Here is a 22,162-nt window from a genome sequence, read left to right as displayed (position 1 = left end):
ATCCATTTTACCGCCTTTCGGATGCTCTCACCCTGTGGTAACAATTGCTCCGTGCTCATTCTTGATTCCTCCTGATATTAATTGAGCAGTTTAGATCTAAAACTGGTCGGTTCCAGGTTCAGGGTTCACGGTTCAGGGTTGACAACCTATGAACCTTGAACCGCTCAACCCGTGTCAGGGATAAATATATCACAGACCGGTCACCCCGTCCTCAATGCCTCGGATGGATTGACCCTGGCTGCCTGCCTGGCCGGATATATGGTGGCAAAAAAGCATATTAGAATGGCAGAAACGGAAATTATGGCCACGTCGCTTATGTGAAGCAGTATGGGAAGTGTGTCGGTATAATATACCTCACTTGGTATCTTGATGAACTTATAGCGGCTCAGGAGAAAACAGAGACCTGTTCCGCCCAGTACGCCAAGCACGGTTCCGGTCAGCCCTACAAGCAATCCATTGTAAACAAAGATCCGCAGGATATTACTATCCATTGCCCCCAGTGTCTTAAGTATTGCTATATCCTGATTCTTTTCCATGACCATCATGATAAGGGTGCTCACAATGTTAAAGGCGGCCACCAGGACAATCAGGGTAAGAATTATGAACATGGCGAGCTTTTCCAGCTTCAGGGCCGAAAAGAGATTTCGGCTCATCTGCTGCCAGTCCGATGTCCAGAACGGGAACCCAAGCCTCTTTTGTATCGCCGCTGCAAGGCCGTTCGCGGCATAAATATCCGAAACCTTGACCTCCAGGCCATGGACCTTGTCGCCCAACCCAAGAAGCCGTTGGGCCGCCTTAATGGGAATAAAGGCAAGGGAGGCATCGTACTCGTACATACCGGTCGTGCTGATACCTGTTACCCGGAAGGTACGTATCTTGGGGAGCATTCCTATGGGTGTAACAGTCCCGCTGGGCAGCACGACCTGGATCGGCTGCCCGACAGTAACGTCAAGGTTGCGGGCAAGCTCCTTCCCCAGAAGTATTGGAGGAGTTCCTCTGCCATTATAATTTTCAAATGCCACGAGCCCCTCTCCCCTGATGATCTCCCCCAATCTGAAGACCCCTGCCACAGAGACCGGGTCTATCCCGCGTATGGCTGCCCCGCTGACAGCCCTTCCTGAGCTCAGAAGGGCCTGGACATAAACAAGGGGAGTCGCATCTGTCACTGTGACTGCCCCGTCCTTCCCCCTGATTATATTCAAAAGGCCATTCAAATGGTCGTTGCGGGAGATAGTAACTCCCAGCACCTTTTGACGTACGGATTCCATGTTACCAAAGGCGCCTTCATAGCTTTTGACCAGAATATGTGAATTAATGCCGAGTATCTTGGTGCGGAGATGGTTTTCAAAACCGGTCATGACGGCAATTACGACGATCAGGGCCATTACGCCGACTGCTATCCCTGATATGGATATAAAGGTAATAAGGGAAATGAAGGCCTGTTTGCGTTTTGCCCTGAGGTAACGCAGGGCAATAAACCATTCATAAGTCATGCTGAAACTCAGTTCTCCGGACGCAACTGCGGGAACAGTATAACATCGCGGATAGAAAGGGAATCAGTAAAGAGCATTACCACGCGGTCCACACCTATGCCCTCACCGGCGGCAGGCGGCATACCTACTTCCAGTGCCCTGATGAAGTCTTCATCCAGTTCAGGCGGCACCTCCTCGTCATCTCCCCTGCCTGCTATCTGCTCTTCAAAGCGCTGGCGCTGTTTTCTTGGGTCGTTGAGTTCCGAGAATGCGTTGGCTATCTCGCGGCCTCCGATAAAAAGTTCGAATCTGTCTGTAAACTCAGGATTATCTTGATTCTCCCGGGCCAGCGGTGAGACATCGATTGGATAGTGGCACACAAAGGTCGGCTGAACGAGCCTCGGCTCTACCAGTAAATCAAAGAGCTTTGTCCATAATTTGCCTGTTTTTTCATTGCCTCTTACAGGAGCACCAAGCGCCTTCAACCTTTTCATGAGGCCCTTTCTGCTTTTGAGGTCGTCTTTTGAAACCTTTCCGACCTCCATTAATGACTCTTCAAGAGTCATCCGACGCCAGGGGGGTGTGAGATCCAGCATGTGCCCCTGACAGGAAAAGACCATTCTGCCCTTTATTTCTTCAGCTATCCGGGAAAAAAGTTCCTCTGTCCGCGTCATGAGGTCTTCATAAGTGGCATAGGCCTCATAGAACTCCAGCATGGTAAACTCCGGGTTGTGCTGTATCGAAATTCCCTCGTTCCTGAAGTTCCTGCCGAGCTCAAATACCTTTTCAAAGCCGCCCACAAGGAGCCGCTTCAGATACAGTTCCGGAGCTATCCGCAGGTAAAGGTCCATGTCAAGGGCATTGTGATGGGTCGTAAAGGGACGGGCGGTTGCGCCACCGACAACGGACTGCATCATCGGGGTCTCAACCTCCAGGAAGCCATGGGAAGTGAAATACTCACGTAATATATGTATAATACGGGACCGGGTCCTGAAGACCTCCCTTACCTCCTGGTTCATGATAAGATCGACGTATCGCTGGCGATACCTGATTTCCTTGTCTCTTATTCCGTGATATTTTTCAGGAAGGGGCTTCAGGGACTTGGCTGCCAGGCCTATGGTTTCAGCAGCGATTGTCAATTCGCCGACGCGTGTCCTGAAGAGCTTGCCTTTGACCTCAATCAGGTCACCGATGTCGAATTTTTTGAATATACTGTAGGCTTCGGCCCCGACCAGGTCCCTTCTCACATGGACCTGCAATTGACCGGAGCCGTCCTGCAGATGCAAGAAAGCGGCTTTCCCAAAACGGCGCAAACTCATTATGCGACCGGCCAAACTGAAGCTGTCAGGCAGCTTTTCCAGGGCTTCTCCATCAAATGAGTCATACAGACTGCGTATTGTCGCCGTACTTTCAGGCATCTTGATATTGTTGGGATAAAGGGATATATTATTTTTTTCAAGTTGCTTCGCTTTTTCCCGGCGTTGCATAATAACTAGGCTTTCGTCACTCAAATTGTCCCCTCCTTAAGATAATCCAACCGCTGACAAGAAGTCATTCATAGTTTACTCTATACGCACCGTCAAGTGAACCGGTGGCATTACACTCCATGAATCTACGTTTAGCCCTGTGCATAGCATATGCAGGAGTTATCTTCGGGATATCTTCCGTCCCGGGTGACCGACTTCCAGGCGTATCGGTCAATGACTATTTTATACACCTATTTGAATATGTTGCGTTAGGCATGCTGCTCATGTGGTGGAGGCTGCACAGCTCCGGCGCATCTATAGCAGGGGCCCTGTGCCAGGTCATTTTTCTTGGATCATTATATGGCCTTGCCGACGAACTTCATCAATATTTTGTGCCCCAGAGATGTGCCGATCCGGTCGACTGGGTGGCAGATACCCTGGGTACTGCCATAGGTGCGATTGCAGTACTGGCTTTTTCCTTGGTCTTTTCAAGACGGTATTGAAGGATTGAAGGAAGAAGCGGTGAGACCTGAAATTTGAAATTGGAAAATATGACTATTGGAAAAATAACCTGGCCCTGATTGATTACTGGTATATAAATGTAGTATATAAATTTCAATGGCTTAACATGACTAAAGAAATTGTTCGAATCATGAACAATATTTACTCCTGGCTTCATTATCAAAGGCGATTGGGGGTTGAGATTATCCCCAAAGGTCCTGGATTATCCGCTTTCCTGGATCGCTGTGTCAAAGATGAGACACCTGTGAACGGGCTGACTGCCACTCATGAATACGGAGATAAAATTCACGCACCAACTGACCTTGATGGGCTTCGCAGGATGATTGAGGGATGTAAAAGGTGTGAGTTGCATAAAAGCCGGCAGAATATAGTCTTTGGAGAAGGACCTGAAGATGCGAGGCTGGTGCTGTTAGGAGAGGCCCCGGGCAGGGAAGAAGACATGCAGGGCCGGCCATTTGTTGGTCCTTCAGGAGAGCTACTTACAGATATGTTAAGGTCTGTAAATATCTCCCGAAAGGAGGTTTTCATCACCAGTGTAATCAAGTGCCGCCCTCCGCATAACCGTACGCCAGGACATGAAGAAATTGCCGCATGCTCTTTCTTCTTAAGACATCAGTTGAGGCTTATCGATCCGCCCCTTATACTTGCTTTGGGATTGGTGGCTGCCCAGACAATCCTTAAAACAAAGGCCTCTTTAAAATCTCTTCGTGGCCGCTTCCATCAGCTGGGAAATGCCATGGTCATGCCGATATATCATCCGGCATATCTGCTGAGATCAAAAGGAAGCCAGCAAAAGGAGCTCAAACGTGTGGCCTGGCATGACCTTCAAATACTGGAAAAAGAGTATGCCAAGTATCGCTAAAAACCTATTTTTTCTCATTATGCTGTTTTTCTTTGTATCAATTTCTTCTCTGCGGGGGGATGATCAGAAAGACAAGCCAGGGGATCAGGCAGACCATTCCAGGGTCTATTTCGTTGAACTTAGAGGCAGCATAAATCCCGGTGCGGCGGAGCTTCTGAGGAGAGCGCTTTTAGAAACGGACAGGGGTAAGGCCGTCTGCCTGGTGATTGAGCTTGACACTCCAGGCGGTCTGGTAGCTACCCTGAGGGACATGGTCCAGGAAGTGATGGCGTCACCGATTCCAACAGTTGTTTATGTAGCACCCTCAGGGGCACAGGCTGCTTCTGCAGGTGCTATTCTCACCATTGCCGCTCACGTTGCCGCCATGGCGCCCGGTACCAATATCGGGGCGGCCCACCCGGTAAATCTGGGCTCTGGCGGAGAAAAGGATGAGACCATGAAACAAAAGGCGGAAAATGACCTTGCTGCCATGGCCAGGAGTGTGGCAACAGAGCGTGGCCGAAACGCAGAGTGGGCGGAAAAGGCGGTAAGGGAGAGCGTTTCGGCATCCGCAAGGGAGGCGCTGGAGCTGAAAGTAATCGACATCCTGGCAAAAGACCTCAGCGACCTGCTCCAACAACTTGACGGCATGACAGTAAGTCTGCCTGGCGGTCCGGCCAAACTGGTAATCAGTAATCCTGAAATTATTCAGATAAAAGAGAGCTTGAGGGAGAAAATACTCAGGACCATAGCAGATCCAAACATCGCCTATATCCTCATGATGATCGGTTTGACAGGTCTCTATTTCGAGTTTGCCCATCCCGGGACCATTTTCCCGGGGACCATAGGGGCCATATGCCTGCTCCTGGGTCTGTTTGCACTTCAGGCCCTCCCGGTCAGTACTGCCGGTCTGCTCTTGCTGCTCCTGGCAGTGGTTCTGTTCATAATGGAGCTTGTAGTTACGAGCCACGGCATACTGGGAGCAACGGGTCTGGCTGCCCTCCTTCTGGGCTCCATGATGCTTTTTGACACCCCGAAGACCGGAGTATCTATTGACACTGATGTCCTCTGGACTACCCTGCTGGGAGTCGGCTCCTTTCTGGCCGCTATTACCTATCTGGCAACCAGGGCCACTCTGTCCAGGCCGAAATCAGGGGCGGAAGGCCTTATAGGTGAAAAAGGCCTTGTTCGGAAGACAATAGGAAAGGGTGGTGGGCAGGTCTTTTTGCACGGAGAACTGTGGACCGCTGTAAGCGATGAGACCATACCAGAGGGTACCGAGGTAAAAGTAACAGGTATTGATGGACTTAAACTACGGGTCTCTAAGACCCAGGGAGGCAAGTCATGACAATTTCTCTCGCTTTTCTGCTTTTTCTGATCATCGCTTTTCTGATATCGGCAATTCGCATACTGAACGAATACGAACGTGGCGTAATCTTCAGGCTTGGTCGTGTCATTAAGACCAAGGGACCCGGCCTGATAATACTTATTCCCGTAATTGATAAGATGAAGAAAGTTGACCTCCGGATCGTTACCCTTGATGTTCAACCGCAGGATATCATTACCAGGGATAATGTATCCGTAAAGGTAAGCGCGGTGGTCTATTTCAGGGTCCTTGACTCAAGAAAGGCCATCATAGAAGTTGAAAACTTCTTTTTCGCCACTTCCCAGTTGGCCCAGACCACCCTCAGGAGCGTCTGCGGACAGGCCGAATTGGATGAACTCCTGTCAGAGAGAGATAAAATTAATACCAAGATTCAGGAGATACTGGATCTTGATACCGAGCCTTGGGGAATCAAGGTCAGCAAGGTGGAAGTGAAAGAGATAGACCTCCCGGACGAAATGAAAAGGGCTATGGCAAAACAGGCCGAGGCCGAACGGGAACGCCGGTCAAAGGTCATCAATGCAGAAGGCGAATACCAGGCAGCAAGGAGGCTTGCCGATGCAGCCAATATCATACACAAGGCACCTGCGGCCCTGCAGCTCAGGTATCTGCAGACCCTAAGGGAAGTAGCCACGGAAAATAATTCAACCACCCTGTTCCCGATTCCCATTGATCTTTTCAAACCTTTCATGGAAATTGCCGACAGGCTCAAATCACGTGAAGACGTGAATGAGCCTGTCGCATCTGAAATAGAAGCGGATAAATGAGAGGTTGATAACCCCAATATCCTGCCTTGGAGCGGTTACCTTTTTCCGGGTTTCAAAGCTCACTCATCGCAGACCGAAAGAGGCAGTGCAATCCGGCCCGCGATCGAAACCCTGCAAAAGGCAAACCGCTCCTGCGGCAGGGCACGGACGGCAACCGTTCACCGGATATTTACGATTTTGTAGTTGTCTGAGTGAAGGTCCTTATTCAGACGGACTTTCCAATTCTTCAATCCTGGCTTCCATTTCCTTCAGGTAAGTCCTTAAGTCGTCGGCCTCGCGCTTGAGTTCGGCGAGTTCTTCCTTGGGGTCAAGAGTCACTGGCTGCAAATAAGACCTTCTCTGCTGCCAGTATGCGTAACCCGGACCCAGCCCCCTGCCGAATCTACCTCTACCAAAGCCGGCCCCGAATCCGCCGTAAAATGCGCGGCCCCAGGGCCTGTAGCCCTGCCTCCGTCCAGTACAGTAACCAAAACCACCTCCTGTCATGGGCCCTTGCCCTAATGGACCGGTTCTGTCAAAACCTGGCATGTTGAACCTCCTTGGTTCTGATAATAAATTAATAAGCGGGCGCGGAGCACCCGCCTGTAAGTGCTGCGCAATAAGCAGTCCTCTGTTACATTGCCTGAATACGACCGCGACCTGGACCGCCTCTACGGCCCCTGCGGATCCCGCGGCCTAAACCCCGGCCGGCTGCTGGCCAGTCTTCCGATCTCACAGCTCCACCGGGAACGGTATCTGAAGCCGTGGCTGTCCTTGCCTTGCCGCATCTTCCAAGTCCCCGGCCTGTTTTCGGACCTCTGCCCAGAGGACCGGTTCTGTCAAAACCTGGCATATGTATAGCACCTCCTTTCGATTGTTTATTAATTAATTGTGTCAAAAAATTCTATGTCCACCCTTGCCCAGGCGGCCTGCCGCCCCGAGTTCTTTTACGCCATCTGCCGACACCGAAGAGGGTGTAGGAACCGCCCTGAATCCTGATCATCTTTCCCATGACCAATGCCTCTGCCACCACTTCTCTTGCTTCAGCAAGCACCCTGCCGAAGGTCTGGCGGGATACGTTCATGCGGAGAGCGGCAGTTCCCTGATCCAGCTTTTCGAGATCGCTCAAACGCAGGGCCTCAAGCCCTTCGACAGGGAGCACCACCTCTTCGAGGTCCCTCGTCGGAATCCCCTGTGGCTTGAAAATATTTGCCATGGGTCCTCCCTGTACAAGACGGGGTTTTCTGGGTCTGGGCACTACACTTCTCCTATTGTTTTGAGCATTTGATTAAATCATAATACTTTAGTGCGTATTGTCAAGATATTTATTGAGCCAAAGCTCAAAAACAGCCACGGTGGACCTTGGCAAATTTGTTCAATAATTATGAAGGGAGCTGAAAAAAGTGCGAGATTTCAGGCGTACTCAGCGTACGTCACAATAGCTGGAAAAAGCAGACGGGGTATTTTGGGAGAAAGGGAGAAGGGCTGCCGCTAAAGCTCTTTTCAATCCCGCACGTTTGCTGCAAATGATATCCTGCTCATATTCAGGAGTCTTGTTGGCTCACTTCCCAAAAGAGGGAACTAATAATCTCCCTGATGCCGGATTCCTGTTCCCTTGTGAGATTATCGAACTCAATACCTATCTGGTATCTGTGTCCGTCCTTACGGCTCCATCTCACAATTCCCTCTATTTTTACGACAGGTTTTGAGGGAATCGTAACAATTAGCCTGGTTTCCGGCTCAACCGGCTTCAATGCATCTATGCACATTCCTCCAACACTGAGGTCAATCAGGTATTCTGTATAGAAGCGGCCACCGTATGAATACTCGATAGTGAATTGCGCCGGTGCCCTGTCATATTTTCGCTGGTCGATTTTGAGTTCATGATCTTTCATGGCTGCTTCTATCACTTTGAACGGAGGCAATTACAACTTCTGCCGGAAACTATCATAGTTTTTTGCCTTTAACCCTGTCAAGGCCGAAACTTACAATTGAATTCCAATGCTTCTCGACTTGCGTATCGACATAAATCGTGAAATAATTAAATAAATCCTGATATCCAGGTAAATATTCGGAGAACCCGTGGTCCACTGTGGAAGTCGCCATCCGTGCCCTGCCGCAGGAGCGGTTTGCCTTTTGCAGGGTTTCAACCGCGGGCCGGATTGCACTGCCTCTCCGGTCCGCAATGAGTGAGCTTTGAAACCCGGAAAAAGGCAAACCGCTTCAAGGCAGGATATAGCGGGTTCACCGGATATTTACATATCCAGCATAAATTTCATGAGATGATAACATTCAGCATTGCAACCTTCAATACGAATTCCATAAGGTCACGTCTTCACATAGTGATTCCCTGGCTTGAAAAAAATCCGGTTGATGTGCTTTGCATGCAGGAAACAAAGGTCAGGGATGAAGATTTCCCAAAAGAAGCATTTGATAAAATAGGCTATAATGTGATCTGCAGGGGCCAGAAGTCTTACAATGGCGTTGCGATCGCCAGCAGACACAAGATAAAAGATATGGCTGCCGGTTTCGATGACCATGAAAACAGCCCGGAGGATGAAACCAGGCTTATCCGTTGTATCGTAAAGGATATTCCTGTTGTAAATGCGTATGTTCCCCAAGGCAGGGCCTTGGACCACGTGTATTTTCAGATAAAGCTCAGGTGGTTTGAAAGATTAAGGGAGCTCTTTGAAAGAAATTATTCCCCTGACGAACCATTGCTCTGGTGCGGAGATTTCAATGTTGCCCCTGAACCGGCAGACGTTTATGCCCCGGACCGCCTGGCCGATCATGTCTGCTTCCACGAAGATGTCCGCAAGGCCTTGGAGAAAGTCAAGGCATGGGGATTCATAGACGTATTCCGGAAGCTTAATCCGGGTCCGGACCAGTATACTTTTTACGACTACAGGATACCCAATGCGGTCAAGAGGCGCTTGGGCTGGCGCATAGATCATATACTTGCCACGGCTGCGCTGGCTGAACATGCTGAAAAGGCATATATAGATATTGGTCCGAGACTTTCTCAAAAACCCTCGGATCATACTTTCCTGGTGGCGGAGTTCGGAAAGACCGCGGCGACCTGAGATTAAAAACCCTGAACCTGTAACTATGAACCCCGAACCTTTTCTGATTAATCAAGGTCCATCTCAAAGCTGTAGATATCATTATTCAGCCTGCTTCTTACCCGCAAGCCGCTATTATTGAAAATCGCCAGCATTCTTTTGTTGCTTCGAAGGACTTCGGCAGTGAAGCCGGTGATGCCATGCTGTTTGGCTATGGTGGTAAGGTATTTGAACATAAACTTGCCTATGCCGCGACCTTGCCAGTCATCGCGGACCACAAATGCGACTTCTGCACGGTTGGTCCGAGGATCCAGGTAATACCGACCTACCGCAATTATATCTTCCCCATGGACCTCAGGCAGGACGCCTACGATGGCCACTTCTTTTCGATGATCTATGTACACGAAATCCTTGATCTGTTTATGAGGGAAGCGCTGGATATGTGTCATGAAACGAGAGTACACGGCATCCTGGGAGAGGGTGTAGAGCAGGTCCTTTATCTTCGGCTCATCAGTGGGGTGTATCGGTCTGAAGTTGATTTTTGTTCCGTCGTCCAAAAGCAACGACGTTCTTGCTCCATGTGGAGCGACTATGAAGCTCTTTCCCGCATCCGCGAGCTCTTTCCTGAGGTATTTTGCCTCAATGGCCTCCTTGAGGAGCATTTCAAGAAAACGCGGGTGTGCAATGCTGATTAGCGCCAGGGCCCGTTCACGAACGCTTTTGCCGTGGAGGTAGGCCACGCCGTATTCGGTTACTACGTAATGTACGTCTCCACGGGTGGTCACTACACCGGCACCCGGACTCAACTTCGCAACGATCCGTGAAGTGGTTCCATCTGCTGTGGTGGATGGCAGGGCTATAATCGCCTTGCCCCCATAAGATCTGGCTGCACCACTGTTAAAGTCTACCTGGCCGCCGATACCTGAATAGAATTTGGTACCAATGGAATCCGCACAGACCTGGCCTGTAAGATCTATCTCTAATGCCGTGTTGATAGCCACCATCTTGTGTTGTTTGGCAATAATAGAGGGGTTGTTGACATACTCGGTCGGACGAAAAGAGAAAAGGGGATTGTTGTTGATATAGTCATAGAGCCTGCGGGTTCCAAAACAGAAACTGGCAACAATTCTGCCCCTGTCGAGGGTCTTTTTTGCACCGGTTACAGCTCCGGATTCCACCAGATCTATGATGTTGTCTGTAAACATCTCCGTGTGTATACCGAGATTTTGCTTTTCTTTCAGGAAATCAACCACCGCGTTGGGGATGCGCCCGACCGAAAACCCAACAGTGGAATCATCTTCCACCAGGGCCGCAATGCGTTCTCCGATCTTGCGTACCACTTCCGTGCTTTCTGGCAAGGTCGCTTCAAAAATGGGCGTGTCCACAGGGACCAGAATGTCCAGATCATAGATATCAATAAAACTGTCTCCAAGGGTCCTGGGCATCTGAGGGTTGACCTGGGCGATGACGAGCGAGGCGTTTTCAGCCGCACTTTTGACAATATCCACCGAGACCCCAAGGCTCACTTTCCCACGTTCATCCGGAGGTGTAACCTGTATCAGGGCAACATCCAGCGGCAACTGACCTGAACCGAAAAGCCGGGGAATATCTGAGAGAAAAATGGGTGTATATTTGCCGAGCCCTTCCTGAATAATCCCCCTGACATTTTCCGCAACAAAAAAGCTGCTCACCATGAAGCAATCGGCAAGTTTTTTGTGGGCATAAGGGGCCTCACCCAGAGTGAGGAGTTGGACAATCTCCATATCCGCCAGTTTGGAAGCGCGGTCGGTCAGGGCCTTGACCAGTTCTTTTGGTTCCCCGCATCCTGTCCCGATAAATACCCGCTGCCCGGGCCGCAGGCTCGAGACCGCCTTCCCTGGAGTGCAGATCATGTCTTTGTATTTCTTCTGCCAGTCCGGGTCGTATGGCGTCTGATCTGGTTTGCTCATTATTCAGCCTTTTGAAGAGTCAGTGTCATTCGGGCATCAGCCACAAAGGGATCGGTTCCGATATCTCCGACGATAAATGGATTGATATCCAACTCGGTAATTTCCTGGAAATCCGTCACGAGCTGGCTGATGCGTTGAAGACCATTGGCTATTGCGGCAAAATCCACTCCTTTTTCCCCACGGGTTCCCAGGAGCATTTCATAGGACCTGGTGCTTTTAAGCATCTGGAATGCCTCTTCCGCGGTAATCGGAGCCAGGTGAAAGGTAACGTCTTTCATCACTTCGACAAATATGCCCCCGAGTCCAAACATGAGCATCGGACCAAACTGCGGATCACGGCTCATACCTATGATGACTTCAAGGCCCCGTGCAAGCATCTTCTCCACGTAAATGCCCTCGATGTGGGCTTCAGGAGCATTCTGCCTTATCCTCAGCATCATCAGGTCAAATGCGTCCCGCACGTCATCTGCAGTAGACAGGTGTAACTTCACGCCACCGAGGTCTGTTTTATGTACGATATTCGGCGAGACGATTTTTATGGCTACAGGGTATCCTATTTGCTCGGAAACCTCTACAGCCTCGTCAGTTGTGCTTGTGATGTGGCCTTCGGGTATCCTGAAGCCGTAAGCACCAAGGATCTGCTTGGCTTTTATATCTCCTATGAGTATCCTTTTGGTCCTCAGGTGCCTGGCAATTATCCGTTCCACTCGCCGGCGATGAACTCTGAATCGTGTTACTATCCGCGGCGGACGCCGCCGCCACACGGAATAATCGTACATGGCCTTTAGGGCACCAACGGCCCGCTCAGGTGAATTATATACAGGCAGCCCGGCAGCAACCAGTTCGTCATTGCCGGGCATTACATGCTTGCCTCCCATGAATGCCGCGAGAACAGGCTTGTCGGACCTTACGCAACCGGCAATGGCCCTTGCGGTTTCAGCAGGCTTTGTCATGGCCTGTGGCGTCAGGATTACGATGATGGCGTCTACTGAATCATCGTCTTGGCCGGTGCTTAATGCAATGGCATATCTTTCCGGATCAGCGTCGCCGAGCACATCCACTGGATTGCCTGTACTCGACGCCCTTGGAAGTCTCTCTTTAAGGGCGGCTGCCGTACTGTAATTCAGCATGGCAACGGTCATGCCGGATTTTTCCACAGCATCCGCGGCCATTGTGCCGGGTCCGCCGGCATTTGTAATAATAAGAACGCGGTCACCCTCGGGAAGGGGCTGCATTGCCAGGGCCGATGCATAGTCAAGAAAGGCCTGAAAAGTATCTGCGCGGATCACTCCGGAACGCCTGAAAGCCGCACCGTAGGCTATATCAGCTCCAGCCAGGCCTCCTGTGTGGGAGGAGGCAGCCCTGCGACCTGCCTCGGTAGTCCCGGTCTTCAGAATTACGACCGGCTTGATCGATGAGGCATCCTCTGCCGCTTTCACAAATTCGTCACCGGAAACAATATCTTCAAGGTATCCGGCAATAACCTTTGTTCTTTCATCCCTGGCGAGGGCCGCCAGGAAATCCACCTCTGTAAGATCAGCCTTGTTGCCGAGGCTTATGAGCTTTGCAAGCCCGAAATGTCCCGTTACGGATGAATCCACAATAGCAGTGCACAATGCCCCTGACTGGGAAAAAATCGATATGCCTCCTGCTTCAGGCATATCCCCGGCAAACGAGGCATTCATGTGGTGATGTGTGTTCATAATGCCCAGGCAGTTAGGCCCGAGCAGCCGTACATTGTGAGATCTGCAGAGACCTGCCAGGACATTCTCAAGCTCTGCGCCCTCTTCGCCCGTCTCCCTGAATCCAGCGGTAATTATCGAAAGGGCTCTCACGCCTGCTTCTATAGATGATTGTACGACAGCCATGACGTTCTGCCTTGGGACAGTAACAATGCCCAGGTCCACAGTTCCTTCAAAGTCCTTAAGGGTTTTGTAGCATTTGAGCCCAAGAATCTGGTCTGCTGACGGATTAACAGGTATTATATCACCGGCAAAACCGCCATTGATCAGGTTGGCTACTATCTCATGGCCTACCTTGCCAGGCGTCCTTGATGCCCCGATCACCGCGATGTTTTTTGGATAGAGCAGAGCTTCTAACATTTTATATAGATCCGTTTATATTAAAGTGTAAATATTCTTATGAACCCGTGCCCCCACGTAACCGTTCACGGACAGGGGATATTTCTTTTCACTTCACACTTCAGCCCCTTGTTTTCTTAAGGCTTTTGACATGGGGGATGTCCTGCCCCCTCTGCATTCGCCTTACGCTGCGCTCAGGCGATGCAGTTTCCCCCACAGCAAAAGCCGAGAAAACTACGGGGGCTTCCGTTAAACTGTTCAAAGAAATATCCCCTTCCAGTGAACGGTTGCCGTCCGCGCCCTGCCGCAGGAGCGGTTTGCCTTTTGCAGGGTTTCGATCGCGGGCCGGATTGCACTGCCTCTCCGGTCTGCGATGAGTGAGCTTTGAAACCCGGAAAAAGGCAACCGCTTCAAGGCAGATAACGGGTTCACTGAATATTTATTAATAATCATGCATAGTTCCTTTGTAAACAGTGATTTCATTAAAGACATTGTCATATGCTTTCTCCACCCCATGAAGTATAGGACGGATTCATGTTTTATGATATAATGATTTTGCTGAAAAAATCCAATCTGCGGCGTACGATAAGCCTCGTTCCTGGAAAATTTTGCGCCTTGCACCTGCCTGCCGGCAGGCAGGTCCCGGGCTTTTTGAGCGGAATCATGTTTCGGGCTTTTTTGCAGTATAATCATATAATAAAGAAATAAGAAAAGCTGATGGCTATCGATTTTGTTGTCCATTAGAAACGGAGAAGTCTTGATATGAAAGAGGCCCTTTTTTATACGGTTGAGGACAAAGGAAAGGTGCAATGCCAGCTCTGTAACCATCGCTGTCATATTAAACCCGGAAGAAGGGGGATTTGCAGGGTCCGGGAAAACAGGAACGGTAAGCTCTATAGTCTTGTTTACGGTAAGGTTATATCGGCAAATTCTGATCCCATTGAAAAAAAGCCCCTTTTTCATTTTCTGCCGGGTTCGACCTCATATTCAATTGCCACCGTGGGTTGCAACTTCAGGTGTCTCCACTGCCAGAACTGGCAGATTTCCCAGTATCCGCGCATCCATGAAGGAGAGATAGCCGGGGAGGACAGGGAACCGGAAGATATTGTAAATGCAGCGGTTCTTGATGGGGCAAAGAGTATAAGCTATACCTATGTTGAGCCCACAATCTTCTATGAACTGGCTTATGACTGCGCGGTTCTTGCCAAAAAGAGGGGCCTCAGGAACGTCTTTGTCAGCAATGGTTATATGACCCCGGAAGTGACCCGGCATCTGGCTCCTGTGTTGGACGGAATAAACATTGATATAAAGGCCTTTACGGATAAATTTTACCACGATGTCTGCAAGGCAAGGCTTCAGCCCGTTCTTGATAATGTTCGTCTGATGCACGAACTTGGAGTATGGGTGGAGGTAACAACCCTGATTATTCCCGGATGGAATGATTCCCCGCAAGAATTGAGGGACATAGCCAGGTTTGTTAAAGGAGTCGATCCTTCAATACCGTGGCATGTAACAGCGTTTTATCCCACTCACAAGATGTTGGACAGGCCGCCTACTCCGGTTGCCACCTTGCGTCTTGCCAGGAAAATAGGCCTTGAGGAAGGCCTGCGGTTTGTCTATGAAGGCAATGTTCCCGGCGAGGGCGGAGAAAATACCTATTGCCCTGCCTGCGGCGCAGAGATCATCAAGAGATTCGGCTTCAGGATAGCGAAAAATCTATTGTCTGATGGGCGATGCAGCAAGTGCGGAGAGGCCATTCAGGGCATATGGGCCTGATGGACAGGCATTTATAATCGTTGCCCGTCTTTTTCTGACTTTAACAGCTTGAAACAGATGGCATCCACAAGTGCCTGCCAACTGGCCTCAATGATGTCGTGGGAGAGCCCGACCGTTCCCCATTTGTCATGCTGATCCCTTGATTCTATCAGCACCCGTACCTTGGCCTCTGTCCCGGGACTTCCGGGAAGAACCCTTACCTTGTAATCATGCAGTATCATTTCCTTGAGCTGCGGATAGAATTTTTCAAGGGCCTTTCTCATGGCGTTATCCAAGGCATTCACCGGCCCGTTGCCCACCGCGGCGGTGTGTTCTGTATGGCCGCCTACGCGTACCTTGATGGTAGCTTCTGCCTGTGTAGGTTCATTGTCTTTGAGCTTCTGGTCTATGACCCTGAAGGCAAGGAGATCAAAGTACTTGCGCCCGGTACCAATGGCCTTTCTCATGAGCAACTCAAACGAGGCCTCTGCGCCTTCGAACTGAAAACCCTGGGCCTCGAGATCCTTTAATTGGGCCACAATGTCCAGCACAAGAGGATCACGGCTCTCCAGATCAAGGCCGTACTGCCTGGCCTTGGCAAGTATGTTACTCCTCCCGGAAAGATCAGAGACCAGAATGCGTTGAACATTTCCTACTAATTCAGGCCTTATGTGTTCATACGATTCGGGATTGCGGCGGACGGCGCTGACATGGATACCCCCCTTGTGGGTAAAGGCGCTTTCCCCGACATAGGGTTGGTACTTATTGTGGGACAGATTTGCGATCTCACTCACAAATCTGGATACACTGGTGAGCTTCCCGATATTTTTACCTGCCGTACATTCATATCCCATTTTGAGCATAAGGTCCGGAATTATGGAGCATAGGTTGGCATTCCCGCACCTCTCGCCAAAGCCGTTGATGGTACCCTGGATGTGCGTTACTCCCGCCCTGACTGCCGCCAGGGAGTTGGCCACGGCAACTTCTGCGTCATTGTGGCAGTGGATACCCAGTCGAGTTCCTTCCCCCAGGGTCTTCCGGACGTCCCGTATGATTTCTGTCAGTTCGTGGGGCAGGGTTCCGCCATTGGTATCGCACAGAACAAGACAATCTGCTCCTCCGGCCAATGCCCGGCGCAGGGTTTCAAGGGCATAGTCCCGGTCGGCCTTGTATCCGTCAAAGAAGTGCTCGGCATCGTAAAATAGTGTCCGGACCTGGGGCCTTAACCAGGAAAGGGAGTTCTTTATCAGTTCCAGGTTCTTCTCCGGTGTGATCCTCAAGACGTCTTTTACATGTACTACCCATGTCTTCCCGAATATTATGACAACCGGAGTCCGGGCCGCCACGAGCGCCCTGAGGTTTTTATCTTCATGGGCATGATGCTTGGCGTGGTGTGTACTGCCAAAGGCCGCCAACCTGCTGTGGCTTAGGGAGTAGTTCTGAATCTCGCGAAAGTATTGTTCATCTTTCGGGTTGGAGCCAGGCCAGCCCCCCTCAATGTAATCAATGCCGAGATCGTCAAGTTTTAATGTTATCCGGACCTTATCCTCGACTGAGAGATTAAAGTCCTCGGCCTGAGTCCCGTCCCGCAGGGTTGTGTCATATATTTCAATCCTTTTATTCATAATTTAGGCCAAACTCCTCATGCAGTGCACGAACAGCCAGTTCAGTATATTTTTCCTCAATGATGCAGGATATCTTGATCTCAGACGTGCTGATCATGAGGATATTAATGCCGTGCCTGGCCAGGATATCGAACATCTTGCCGGCCACACCTGCGTGGTTCCTCATCCCTGCTCCAACTATAGAGACCTTGGCAATGCTCTGGTCTCCGGCCACCTTCTCAGCCCCGATCCCTTTGGCCACTTTTTTCACTATATCCATGGCCATTTCATAATTTCCCCTTGAAACCGTGAAGGTCATATCAGTAAGGTCACCGGCCCTTGTATTCTGGATGATCATGTCAACCACAATATTTGCTTCCGAGATCGGATTAAATATACCGGCAGCTATACCCGGCCTGTCAGGGACCTTGGTGACGGTAATACGTGCTTCATTTCGGCTGTAAGTGACACCCGAAACCAATACCTGTTCCATGGTTTCATCCTCCTTAATAACATAGGTCCCTGTGTTGCAGTTGAAGCTCGATCTCACATGGAGAGGCATCCCGTATCGCATGGCAAGTTCCACTGACCGGATTTCAAGGACCTCTGCACCGAGGCTCGCCATTTCCATCATTTCCTCATAGGAAATCCTGTCAATCTTACTGGCATTTGGGCATATACTCGGATCTGTCGTGTAGACCCCGTCTACATCTGTATATATTTCGCAGATATCGGCATTAAGAGCTACGGCTGCTGCCACTGCGGTTGTATCTGAGCCGCCCCTTCCGAGGGTAGTGATATTACCTCTGGAAGTAACTCCCTGAAAGCCTGCCACAACAGGAATGTATCCCGATTTAAGGGCTGCATCGAGCCTTTCAGGAGATATGTCCAGGATCCTGGCCTTTCCGTAGGATGAATCCGTGTTGATTGGGACCTGATAACCCAGAAAGGACATGGCCTCAAAGCCTTTTTCCTTGGCTGCCATGGCAAAGAGGGAGACGGTCATCTGCTCTCCGGTGGCCAGCAAGACGTCGAGTTCCCTGGGATCTGACATTGGTTGCACTTGCCTTGCCAGTTCAATCAGCCGGTCGGTCTCTCCCGCCATGGCAGAGAGGACTACTATAACATCATTTCCCTGTTTTTTGCAGGAAATTACACGATCTGCAACTTTTTTAATCAGGTCGCAGCTTGCTACTGAAGCACCTCCGTATTTCTGCACGATCAGGGCCATAGCTATTCTTCCTCATGATCTCCGGTCCATATAGGGTCCTGTCCGAAGTGATGCATCCACCATTCTCCCTCGGTCATGCCATCTTCATTTGGATTGAGCTTTATTTCGTACCTATCGACATATTCCATCAGGACCTTGTAGGCCGTATTCAGCCTGGCCATCTCTTCTGATGTGTCCATGCCGGGATTCCTGTCAGGATGAAGGTCTCTGCAGCAATGTCTGTATGCCTCCAGAATCTCGGTTCTTGTCACCTGTTCAGGAAGCCTGAGGAGCTTTCTGGCTTGATCTATATCCTCCCAGCGATTGTGACTCATATCTAAATTGAGCGATCAGCCTTTAGCGGTTACTATTAGTTTAATGATTACAGGATGTTCTGCTATTACAAAATTAGCTGTTAATTTGCTGCTGTTTTCCAAATAGGTTATTCCAAATACTAATGGCTAACAGCTAATCGTTTAATATTATTCAAAATCCAGTATTCTTTGATCTTCAATTATTTTGTAGACGTGATCTTCACGATACGGCAACGATTCCCTTATGTATTCGGGGATTTCACCATACCTGGCCTCAAAATCCTCAAGATACTCCGTTCTGCCTTTAAGGAAGTCCTTTATCTTCTTTCTGAGGATTTCCTTGTCAGGAAAAAGAGAGTGGGCATTCATGACGGACAGGTTGGCCCTGTCGCATTTAATCGGGTAATGATAGCCCAATAGATCCGGTTCGGAGCTGAACCGCAGCTCTATCCGGCCAAGATCATTATAAATGGCAAGAGACTGGCGCAGGGTTACCTTTGTATCATTCACACCTATGGTGCCCGTATTGGAAAGATAGCACTTTATGCGGTTTCTCTTGATAATCTCATAGAAGATCATAGCGTGTTCCAGCAGATTCCCGCAGACAAAAGGATCAAGGAAGAAGACCCGCTTGAACTTGCCTGCCTCCTCTGGATTGCCCCCGGAACTCTCGATTGATTCGCCGTATATAAACTGCATGGTGGCCTGCTCCGGAGTCAGCTTGTTTATGGCATTGATCATGGGATTTCTTGTAAGGATAATTATATAATCCAGCCTGTCCGCTCTTAAGGACTGGCTTGCTATTTCAAGGTTCTCTCTCGTGATAACGGCCCGGCCGTTTGCTGTCTTGGAAATATCTTTGAAATCGGGTATATATGGGTATTTGCTAATGGCAACATTTTCCAGGAAGGCGTCACGAGAGTCTGCCGCACGGAGAATTTCAGGCTGGCTCTCATCCAGTCCCTCTGTCTTTACATACAGTCCTCCTACCTCAAAGGCCGCATAGCTACCATCATAGGCCAGGGTACCACCATCGTCACCTATCATCTCAGAGATCTCCCTGGGAAGCTTGGCAAACTTCCTGCAGAGTGTCGTTGTCTTGCCGGTGGCAGTTAGGCCAGAGACACCCGCAACAACCTCCTTCAGCTCCGGCCTTTCGGCTTCAAGATCATATATCCAGAGCAAGTCTCTCCTGGCGCCCGCGTGCAGGAAGATGCCAGCCTTGTCAATGTTTTTTACCCGCCAGTCCTCAAACTGGAAGACACCTTTTTTCCCTTCGCCAAGGTATACGCTGTTTCTGCATATCTTTACCTGCTCGCCCCTTTTTTCTCCCATCCAGAGGCGGATGGTGATATCCTTGTCCATGAGCTTTTTGTGCTTGTTGTTTTCAAATGCCTCGTCTGTAAAGAAGATAATGGTGTAAGTCGGATTTTCCACCACCCTGGCAGCCGGGTAGTCCAGAAGCAGCTTCAGGCCGTAGGCGAGCTGGGCATAGACTTCAGGAATCAGGAATCGGGCCGTAACTCCGTCCCTGCCGTCCCCCACTATGGTATCCATGGATATTATTCGTTCCCTGCTCAGATACTCCACCGCCTCCAGGGCCAGTTGCTCTTCTTCTTCGCCGAACGGGTGATCAATGTTATTGGCAGTATGAGGGGCTGAACGGGACATGGGCTCTGAATCGGCTGCAACAGAACCCATTTGTGTCTGGATTACCCCCTCCTGCCTGACGGCAACCTCCTTTAGCACGTCAAGGCCGAGACCTTCAATAAGCCGGCCTTCTCTTTTTGCATCTTCATATATTTTGACTGCTGCCTTCTTAAAGTAGTTTTTCATATTGACCTCTGGTATTCCTGTCACTGCTCAGATTTCGTTCCATCCCGCCTGCTCCTGGCCGCGTGTGCCGGATGGACTGTAGGATGCTTTTCAAAAATATGATACATATATTAGAATCATTTTCATAATACAATACTTAAATCAGTTTCGCCAACAGCCTGTCCGGCCTTCAAGGATTTTACTAAAGACGCATGTTTAGCCTTTCTTCACCCAGAGCCGCTTTGTTTATAAGGGCACTCCTTGTTTTCATGATTATCCCGGCAGCCCCGAAGGCCGACGCTCTCAAGGTTTTTGACCTTAAAAACGGAAAAACTGTTTATGGTACACTGAAGACGGTAAAGGCGGGGCACCAACAGACCCTGCTTGACATAGCAAGGGACTATGACCTGGGGTACAATCAGATAGTAGCGGCAAACCCGGGGGTGGACCCCTGGGTGCCTTCTGAAGGCGCCAGCGTGATTGTACCCACTGTATTCGTTTTGCCCAGGGGACGTCTGCCGTCAGGAATAGTAATAAATCTTGCTGAGATGCGCCTGTATTATTTTGAATCCGCCGGGGATGGACGATCCCGCTTTTGGACATGTCCTGTGGGGGTCGGCAGAGAGGGCTATTCCACAGAGCTGAGCATTTACACAGTGTTCAATAAGGCCGAAGATCCGATATGGTTTGTACCGCCCTCCGTGCTGGAGGAAGATCCTGAGTTACCTCCACAGGTGCCGCCAGGACCTGACAATCCTCTTGGGAAATACATTCTGCGTTTTTCACGGCTTTCTTACGGTATTCACGGCACAAATCGTCCCTGGGGTGTGGGGCGCCGGGTCAGTCACGGGTGTATAAGGCTTTACTCTGAAGACATAGCCTCTTTGTTTCCGCTGGTGCCGGTGGGAACACTGGTCCGGATCATCTATGAACCAATAAAGGTTGGATGGGCAGAAGGCAAGTGCTGGTTGCAGGTATATCAAGACTATGAAAATAAGATTGATGACCCGTTGGCAACGGCCTTTTCCGGCATTTCTGCCTGCGAAGAGGCCATAGGCCCCATTAAGGTGGATCTCAAGAAAATCAAGAAGGCCGTCAGGGAGCAGACCGGCATTCCGGTGCCAGTTGCACGGGCAGAAAGAGAATAGAGAATTTAGTGAGATCGACCCGATACCATCCATATCAAGCGCACTCAGCGCCCACAGTTCCTCATGGGCACATCCAGCATCACCAGATCGTCATCCAGGCCGTGGCGCAGGATGTTCAAGCGAGGAGAGAGGGATGCCACATGCTCGGCTGAGACATGAGCCAGACGAAGTAGTCGAACGGATTGTTCATCGTAACAGGCCGCTCTGCCGTGGAGGCTTGCACACGGGTCCATGCACTCACGAACTCCATTCATACCCTACTAGTGTCACGTCAACCTTGAAATGTGGTACTCTCAACTTTTTTGTGTGAATTTCTCATAGGCCAATTCTTTGTGAAAAGGCAGGTTGTTACGTACTTTTCCTATTGGGTTTGACCTCCAATGCAGTTCCATTCTCAGAGAGATAAAGGCCAGGAGACGGTAACAGGCAGTCTCACCAGCAAGTATCTCCATGGGTTTCGTTCTGCGCTTGAATTCCTTGTTCAGTCTCTCAATGATGTTGGTAGTCCGTAGAGATATCCATTCCTCTTCAGGAAAGCTGAAAAAAGTCAGGCAGGCATTGATGGATCTCTCAAGACAGGATACAGCAGAAAGAATGGTATCCTTCCACTTCTTTCTTGAAGAGGCATAGAAAATGGACCTTAAATCATCCGCTACTTCCTTCTTTAGCTTCTTGGGTACCTTGGCCAATACGTTCCTGGCCACATGGACTTGACAACGTTGTACCTTTGCCGAAGGGAACTCTTGCTTGAATACGGCCTCAAGGCCAGGCAGGCCATCCATGATGCCCAGGG

Annotated in this window: 22 protein-coding genes; 7 read left to right on the top strand and 15 right to left on the bottom strand. The window is 50.0% G+C overall.

Annotated features, from left to right (window positions below):
* Positions 1-200: 200 nt before the first annotated feature.
* Together C4B57_02115 and lysS are read right to left on the bottom strand one after the other, a co-directional pair.
* Positions 201-1,493 (bottom strand): lipoprotein-releasing system transmembrane subunit LolC, encoded by a 1,293-nt coding sequence (locus tag C4B57_02115; GenBank protein ID PXF55819.1) that lies wholly within the window; start codon positions 1,491-1,493, stop codon positions 201-203.
* Between the two features lie 8 nt (positions 1,494-1,501).
* Positions 1,502-2,983 carry a lysine--tRNA ligase gene (gene lysS / locus C4B57_02110; protein PXF55818.1) on the bottom strand — a complete coding sequence of 494 codons (1,482 nt, stop codon included), beginning with the start codon at positions 2,981-2,983 and terminating at the stop codon, positions 1,502-1,504.
* Positions 2,984-3,078: 95 nt separating this feature from the next.
* Between lysS and C4B57_02105 the strand changes: the two genes are divergently transcribed.
* The 4 genes from C4B57_02105 to C4B57_02090 all read left to right on the top strand — a co-directional run bounded on the left by C4B57_02105 (position 3,079) and on the right by C4B57_02090 (position 6,452).
* Positions 3,079-3,441: a hypothetical protein gene (locus C4B57_02105; protein PXF55817.1), complete on the top strand. Its 363-nt coding sequence runs from the start codon at positions 3,079-3,081 to the stop codon at positions 3,439-3,441.
* Between the two features lie 125 nt (positions 3,442-3,566).
* A complete protein-coding gene (locus C4B57_02100) occupies positions 3,567-4,322 on the top strand; it encodes a uracil-DNA glycosylase (GenBank protein PXF55816.1) in 756 nt (251 codons plus the stop codon).
* Positions 4,306-5,649, top strand: a complete 1,344-nt coding sequence (locus C4B57_02095) for a nodulation protein NfeD (GenBank protein ID PXF55815.1) — start codon at positions 4,306-4,308, stop codon at positions 5,647-5,649. Before C4B57_02100 ends, C4B57_02095 begins: the two co-directional genes overlap by 17 nt.
* Positions 5,646-6,452 (top strand): hypothetical protein, encoded by an 807-nt coding sequence (locus C4B57_02090; GenBank protein PXF55814.1) that lies wholly within the window; start codon positions 5,646-5,648, stop codon positions 6,450-6,452. Before C4B57_02095 ends, C4B57_02090 begins: the two co-directional genes overlap by 4 nt.
* A gap of 201 nt (positions 6,453-6,653) precedes the next feature.
* On the opposite strand, the gene C4B57_02085 is transcribed toward C4B57_02090, so the two are convergent.
* The 4 genes from C4B57_02085 to C4B57_02070 all read right to left on the bottom strand — a co-directional run bounded on the left by C4B57_02085 (position 6,654) and on the right by C4B57_02070 (position 8,356).
* Positions 6,654-6,980 carry a hypothetical protein gene (locus C4B57_02085; protein ID PXF55813.1) on the bottom strand — a complete coding sequence of 109 codons (327 nt, stop codon included), beginning with the start codon at positions 6,978-6,980 and terminating at the stop codon, positions 6,654-6,656.
* Between the two features lie 85 nt (positions 6,981-7,065).
* Positions 7,066-7,284, bottom strand: a complete 219-nt coding sequence (locus tag C4B57_02080) for a hypothetical protein (protein ID PXF55812.1) — start codon at positions 7,282-7,284, stop codon at positions 7,066-7,068.
* Between the two features lie 51 nt (positions 7,285-7,335).
* The gene (locus C4B57_02075) at positions 7,336-7,689 is read right to left on the bottom strand and encodes a hypothetical protein (protein ID PXF55811.1); all 354 of its coding nucleotides are present in this window, start codon (positions 7,687-7,689) and stop codon (positions 7,336-7,338) included.
* Between the two features lie 286 nt (positions 7,690-7,975).
* Positions 7,976-8,356 carry a hypothetical protein gene (locus tag C4B57_02070; GenBank protein PXF55810.1) on the bottom strand — a complete coding sequence of 127 codons (381 nt, stop codon included), beginning with the start codon at positions 8,354-8,356 and terminating at the stop codon, positions 7,976-7,978.
* 360 nt (positions 8,357-8,716) lie between these two features.
* On the opposite strand from C4B57_02070, the gene xth reads away from it, so the two are divergent.
* Positions 8,717-9,514, top strand: coding sequence for an exodeoxyribonuclease III (gene xth / locus C4B57_02065; protein PXF55849.1), 798 nt, complete (start codon positions 8,717-8,719; stop codon positions 9,512-9,514).
* 47 nt (positions 9,515-9,561) lie between these two features.
* On the opposite strand, the gene C4B57_02060 is transcribed toward xth, so the two are convergent.
* The 3 genes from C4B57_02060 to C4B57_02050 all read right to left on the bottom strand — a co-directional run bounded on the left by C4B57_02060 (position 9,562) and on the right by C4B57_02050 (position 14,264).
* Positions 9,562-11,442, bottom strand: coding sequence for a 4-hydroxybutyrate CoA-transferase (locus tag C4B57_02060; protein PXF55809.1), 1,881 nt, complete (start codon positions 11,440-11,442; stop codon positions 9,562-9,564).
* Complete coding sequence (locus C4B57_02055; protein PXF55808.1) at positions 11,442-13,544, bottom strand: acyl-CoA synthetase; 2,103 nt, start codon at positions 13,542-13,544, stop codon at positions 11,442-11,444. The genes C4B57_02060 and C4B57_02055 overlap by 1 nt, the downstream gene beginning before the upstream one ends.
* A gap of 237 nt (positions 13,545-13,781) precedes the next feature.
* Complete coding sequence (locus tag C4B57_02050) at positions 13,782-14,264, bottom strand: hypothetical protein (GenBank protein ID PXF55807.1); 483 nt, start codon at positions 14,262-14,264, stop codon at positions 13,782-13,784.
* Between the two features lie 21 nt (positions 14,265-14,285).
* Between C4B57_02050 and amrS the strand changes: the two genes are divergently transcribed.
* Positions 14,286-15,299 (top strand): AmmeMemoRadiSam system radical SAM enzyme, encoded by a 1,014-nt coding sequence (amrS, locus tag C4B57_02045; GenBank protein ID PXF55806.1) that lies wholly within the window; start codon positions 14,286-14,288, stop codon positions 15,297-15,299.
* 11 nt (positions 15,300-15,310) lie between these two features.
* Here amrS and C4B57_02040 read toward each other — a convergent pair whose 3' ends face one another.
* The 4 genes from C4B57_02040 to C4B57_02025 form a co-directional block, all read right to left on the bottom strand.
* Positions 15,311-16,903, bottom strand: coding sequence for a citramalate synthase (locus tag C4B57_02040; protein ID PXF55805.1), 1,593 nt, complete (start codon positions 16,901-16,903; stop codon positions 15,311-15,313).
* Positions 16,896-18,113, bottom strand: coding sequence for an aspartate kinase (locus tag C4B57_02035; GenBank protein PXF55804.1), 1,218 nt, complete (start codon positions 18,111-18,113; stop codon positions 16,896-16,898). Before C4B57_02035 ends, C4B57_02040 begins: the two co-directional genes overlap by 8 nt.
* Before the next feature lie 2 nt (positions 18,114-18,115).
* Positions 18,116-18,427 carry a molecular chaperone DnaJ gene (locus tag C4B57_02030; protein PXF55803.1) on the bottom strand — a complete coding sequence of 104 codons (312 nt, stop codon included), beginning with the start codon at positions 18,425-18,427 and terminating at the stop codon, positions 18,116-18,118.
* Positions 18,428-18,574: 147 nt separating this feature from the next.
* A complete protein-coding gene (locus tag C4B57_02025; protein ID PXF55802.1) occupies positions 18,575-20,266 on the bottom strand; it encodes a hypothetical protein in 1,692 nt (563 codons plus the stop codon).
* A gap of 167 nt (positions 20,267-20,433) precedes the next feature.
* Here C4B57_02025 and C4B57_02020 point away from each other — a divergent pair, with 167 nt between their 5' ends.
* Complete coding sequence (locus C4B57_02020; protein ID PXF55801.1) at positions 20,434-21,369, top strand: hypothetical protein; 936 nt, start codon at positions 20,434-20,436, stop codon at positions 21,367-21,369.
* A gap of 44 nt (positions 21,370-21,413) precedes the next feature.
* Here the strand turns inward: C4B57_02020 and C4B57_02015 are convergent, their stop codons facing one another.
* Positions 21,414-21,602, bottom strand: coding sequence for a hypothetical protein (locus C4B57_02015; GenBank protein ID PXF55800.1), 189 nt, complete (start codon positions 21,600-21,602; stop codon positions 21,414-21,416).
* 60 nt (positions 21,603-21,662) lie between these two features.
* On the bottom strand, positions 21,663-22,162 hold a 500-nt coding region (locus C4B57_02010), incomplete at its 5' end, for an IS256 family transposase (protein ID PXF55799.1).

The sequence above is a fragment of the Deltaproteobacteria bacterium genome (assembly GCA_003194485.1).
In the GTDB taxonomy this organism is placed as follows: Bacteria; Desulfobacterota; Dissulfuribacteria; order Dissulfuribacterales; family UBA3076; genus UBA3076.
Note: the sequence above shows the minus strand (reverse complement) of the source record. Positions and strands in the feature narration are given on the sequence as shown.

Coding starts and splice junctions, on each gene's coding strand:
- C4B57_02100 (PXF55816.1), top strand. CDS start 3,567: ATGACTAAAGAAATTGTTCGAATCATGAACAATATTTACTCCTGGCTT.
- C4B57_02050 (PXF55807.1), bottom strand. CDS start 14,264: ATGGACAACAAAATCGATAGCCATCAGCTTTTCTTATTTCTTTATTAT.
- C4B57_02105 (PXF55817.1), top strand. CDS start 3,079: ATGAATCTACGTTTAGCCCTGTGCATAGCATATGCAGGAGTTATCTTC.
- C4B57_02035 (PXF55804.1), bottom strand. CDS start 18,113: ATGGCCCTGATCGTGCAGAAATACGGAGGTGCTTCAGTAGCAAGCTGC.
- C4B57_02060 (PXF55809.1), bottom strand. CDS start 11,442: ATGAGCAAACCAGATCAGACGCCATACGACCCGGACTGGCAGAAGAAA.
- C4B57_02015 (PXF55800.1), bottom strand. CDS start 21,602: ATGGACCCGTGTGCAAGCCTCCACGGCAGAGCGGCCTGTTACGATGAA.
- C4B57_02055 (PXF55808.1), bottom strand. CDS start 13,544: ATGTTAGAAGCTCTGCTCTATCCAAAAAACATCGCGGTGATCGGGGCA.
- C4B57_02095 (PXF55815.1), top strand. CDS start 4,306: ATGCCAAGTATCGCTAAAAACCTATTTTTTCTCATTATGCTGTTTTTC.
- C4B57_02020 (PXF55801.1), top strand. CDS start 20,434: ATGTTTAGCCTTTCTTCACCCAGAGCCGCTTTGTTTATAAGGGCACTC.
- C4B57_02080 (PXF55812.1), bottom strand. CDS start 7,284: ATGCCAGGTTTTGACAGAACCGGTCCTCTGGGCAGAGGTCCGAAAACA.
- C4B57_02090 (PXF55814.1), top strand. CDS start 5,646: ATGACAATTTCTCTCGCTTTTCTGCTTTTTCTGATCATCGCTTTTCTG.
- C4B57_02030 (PXF55803.1), bottom strand. CDS start 18,427: ATGAGTCACAATCGCTGGGAGGATATAGATCAAGCCAGAAAGCTCCTC.
- C4B57_02115 (PXF55819.1), bottom strand. CDS start 1,493: ATGACTTATGAATGGTTTATTGCCCTGCGTTACCTCAGGGCAAAACGC.
- C4B57_02040 (PXF55805.1), bottom strand. CDS start 16,903: ATGAATAAAAGGATTGAAATATATGACACAACCCTGCGGGACGGGACT.
- C4B57_02085 (PXF55813.1), bottom strand. CDS start 6,980: ATGCCAGGTTTTGACAGAACCGGTCCATTAGGGCAAGGGCCCATGACA.
- amrS (PXF55806.1), top strand. CDS start 14,286: ATGAAAGAGGCCCTTTTTTATACGGTTGAGGACAAAGGAAAGGTGCAA.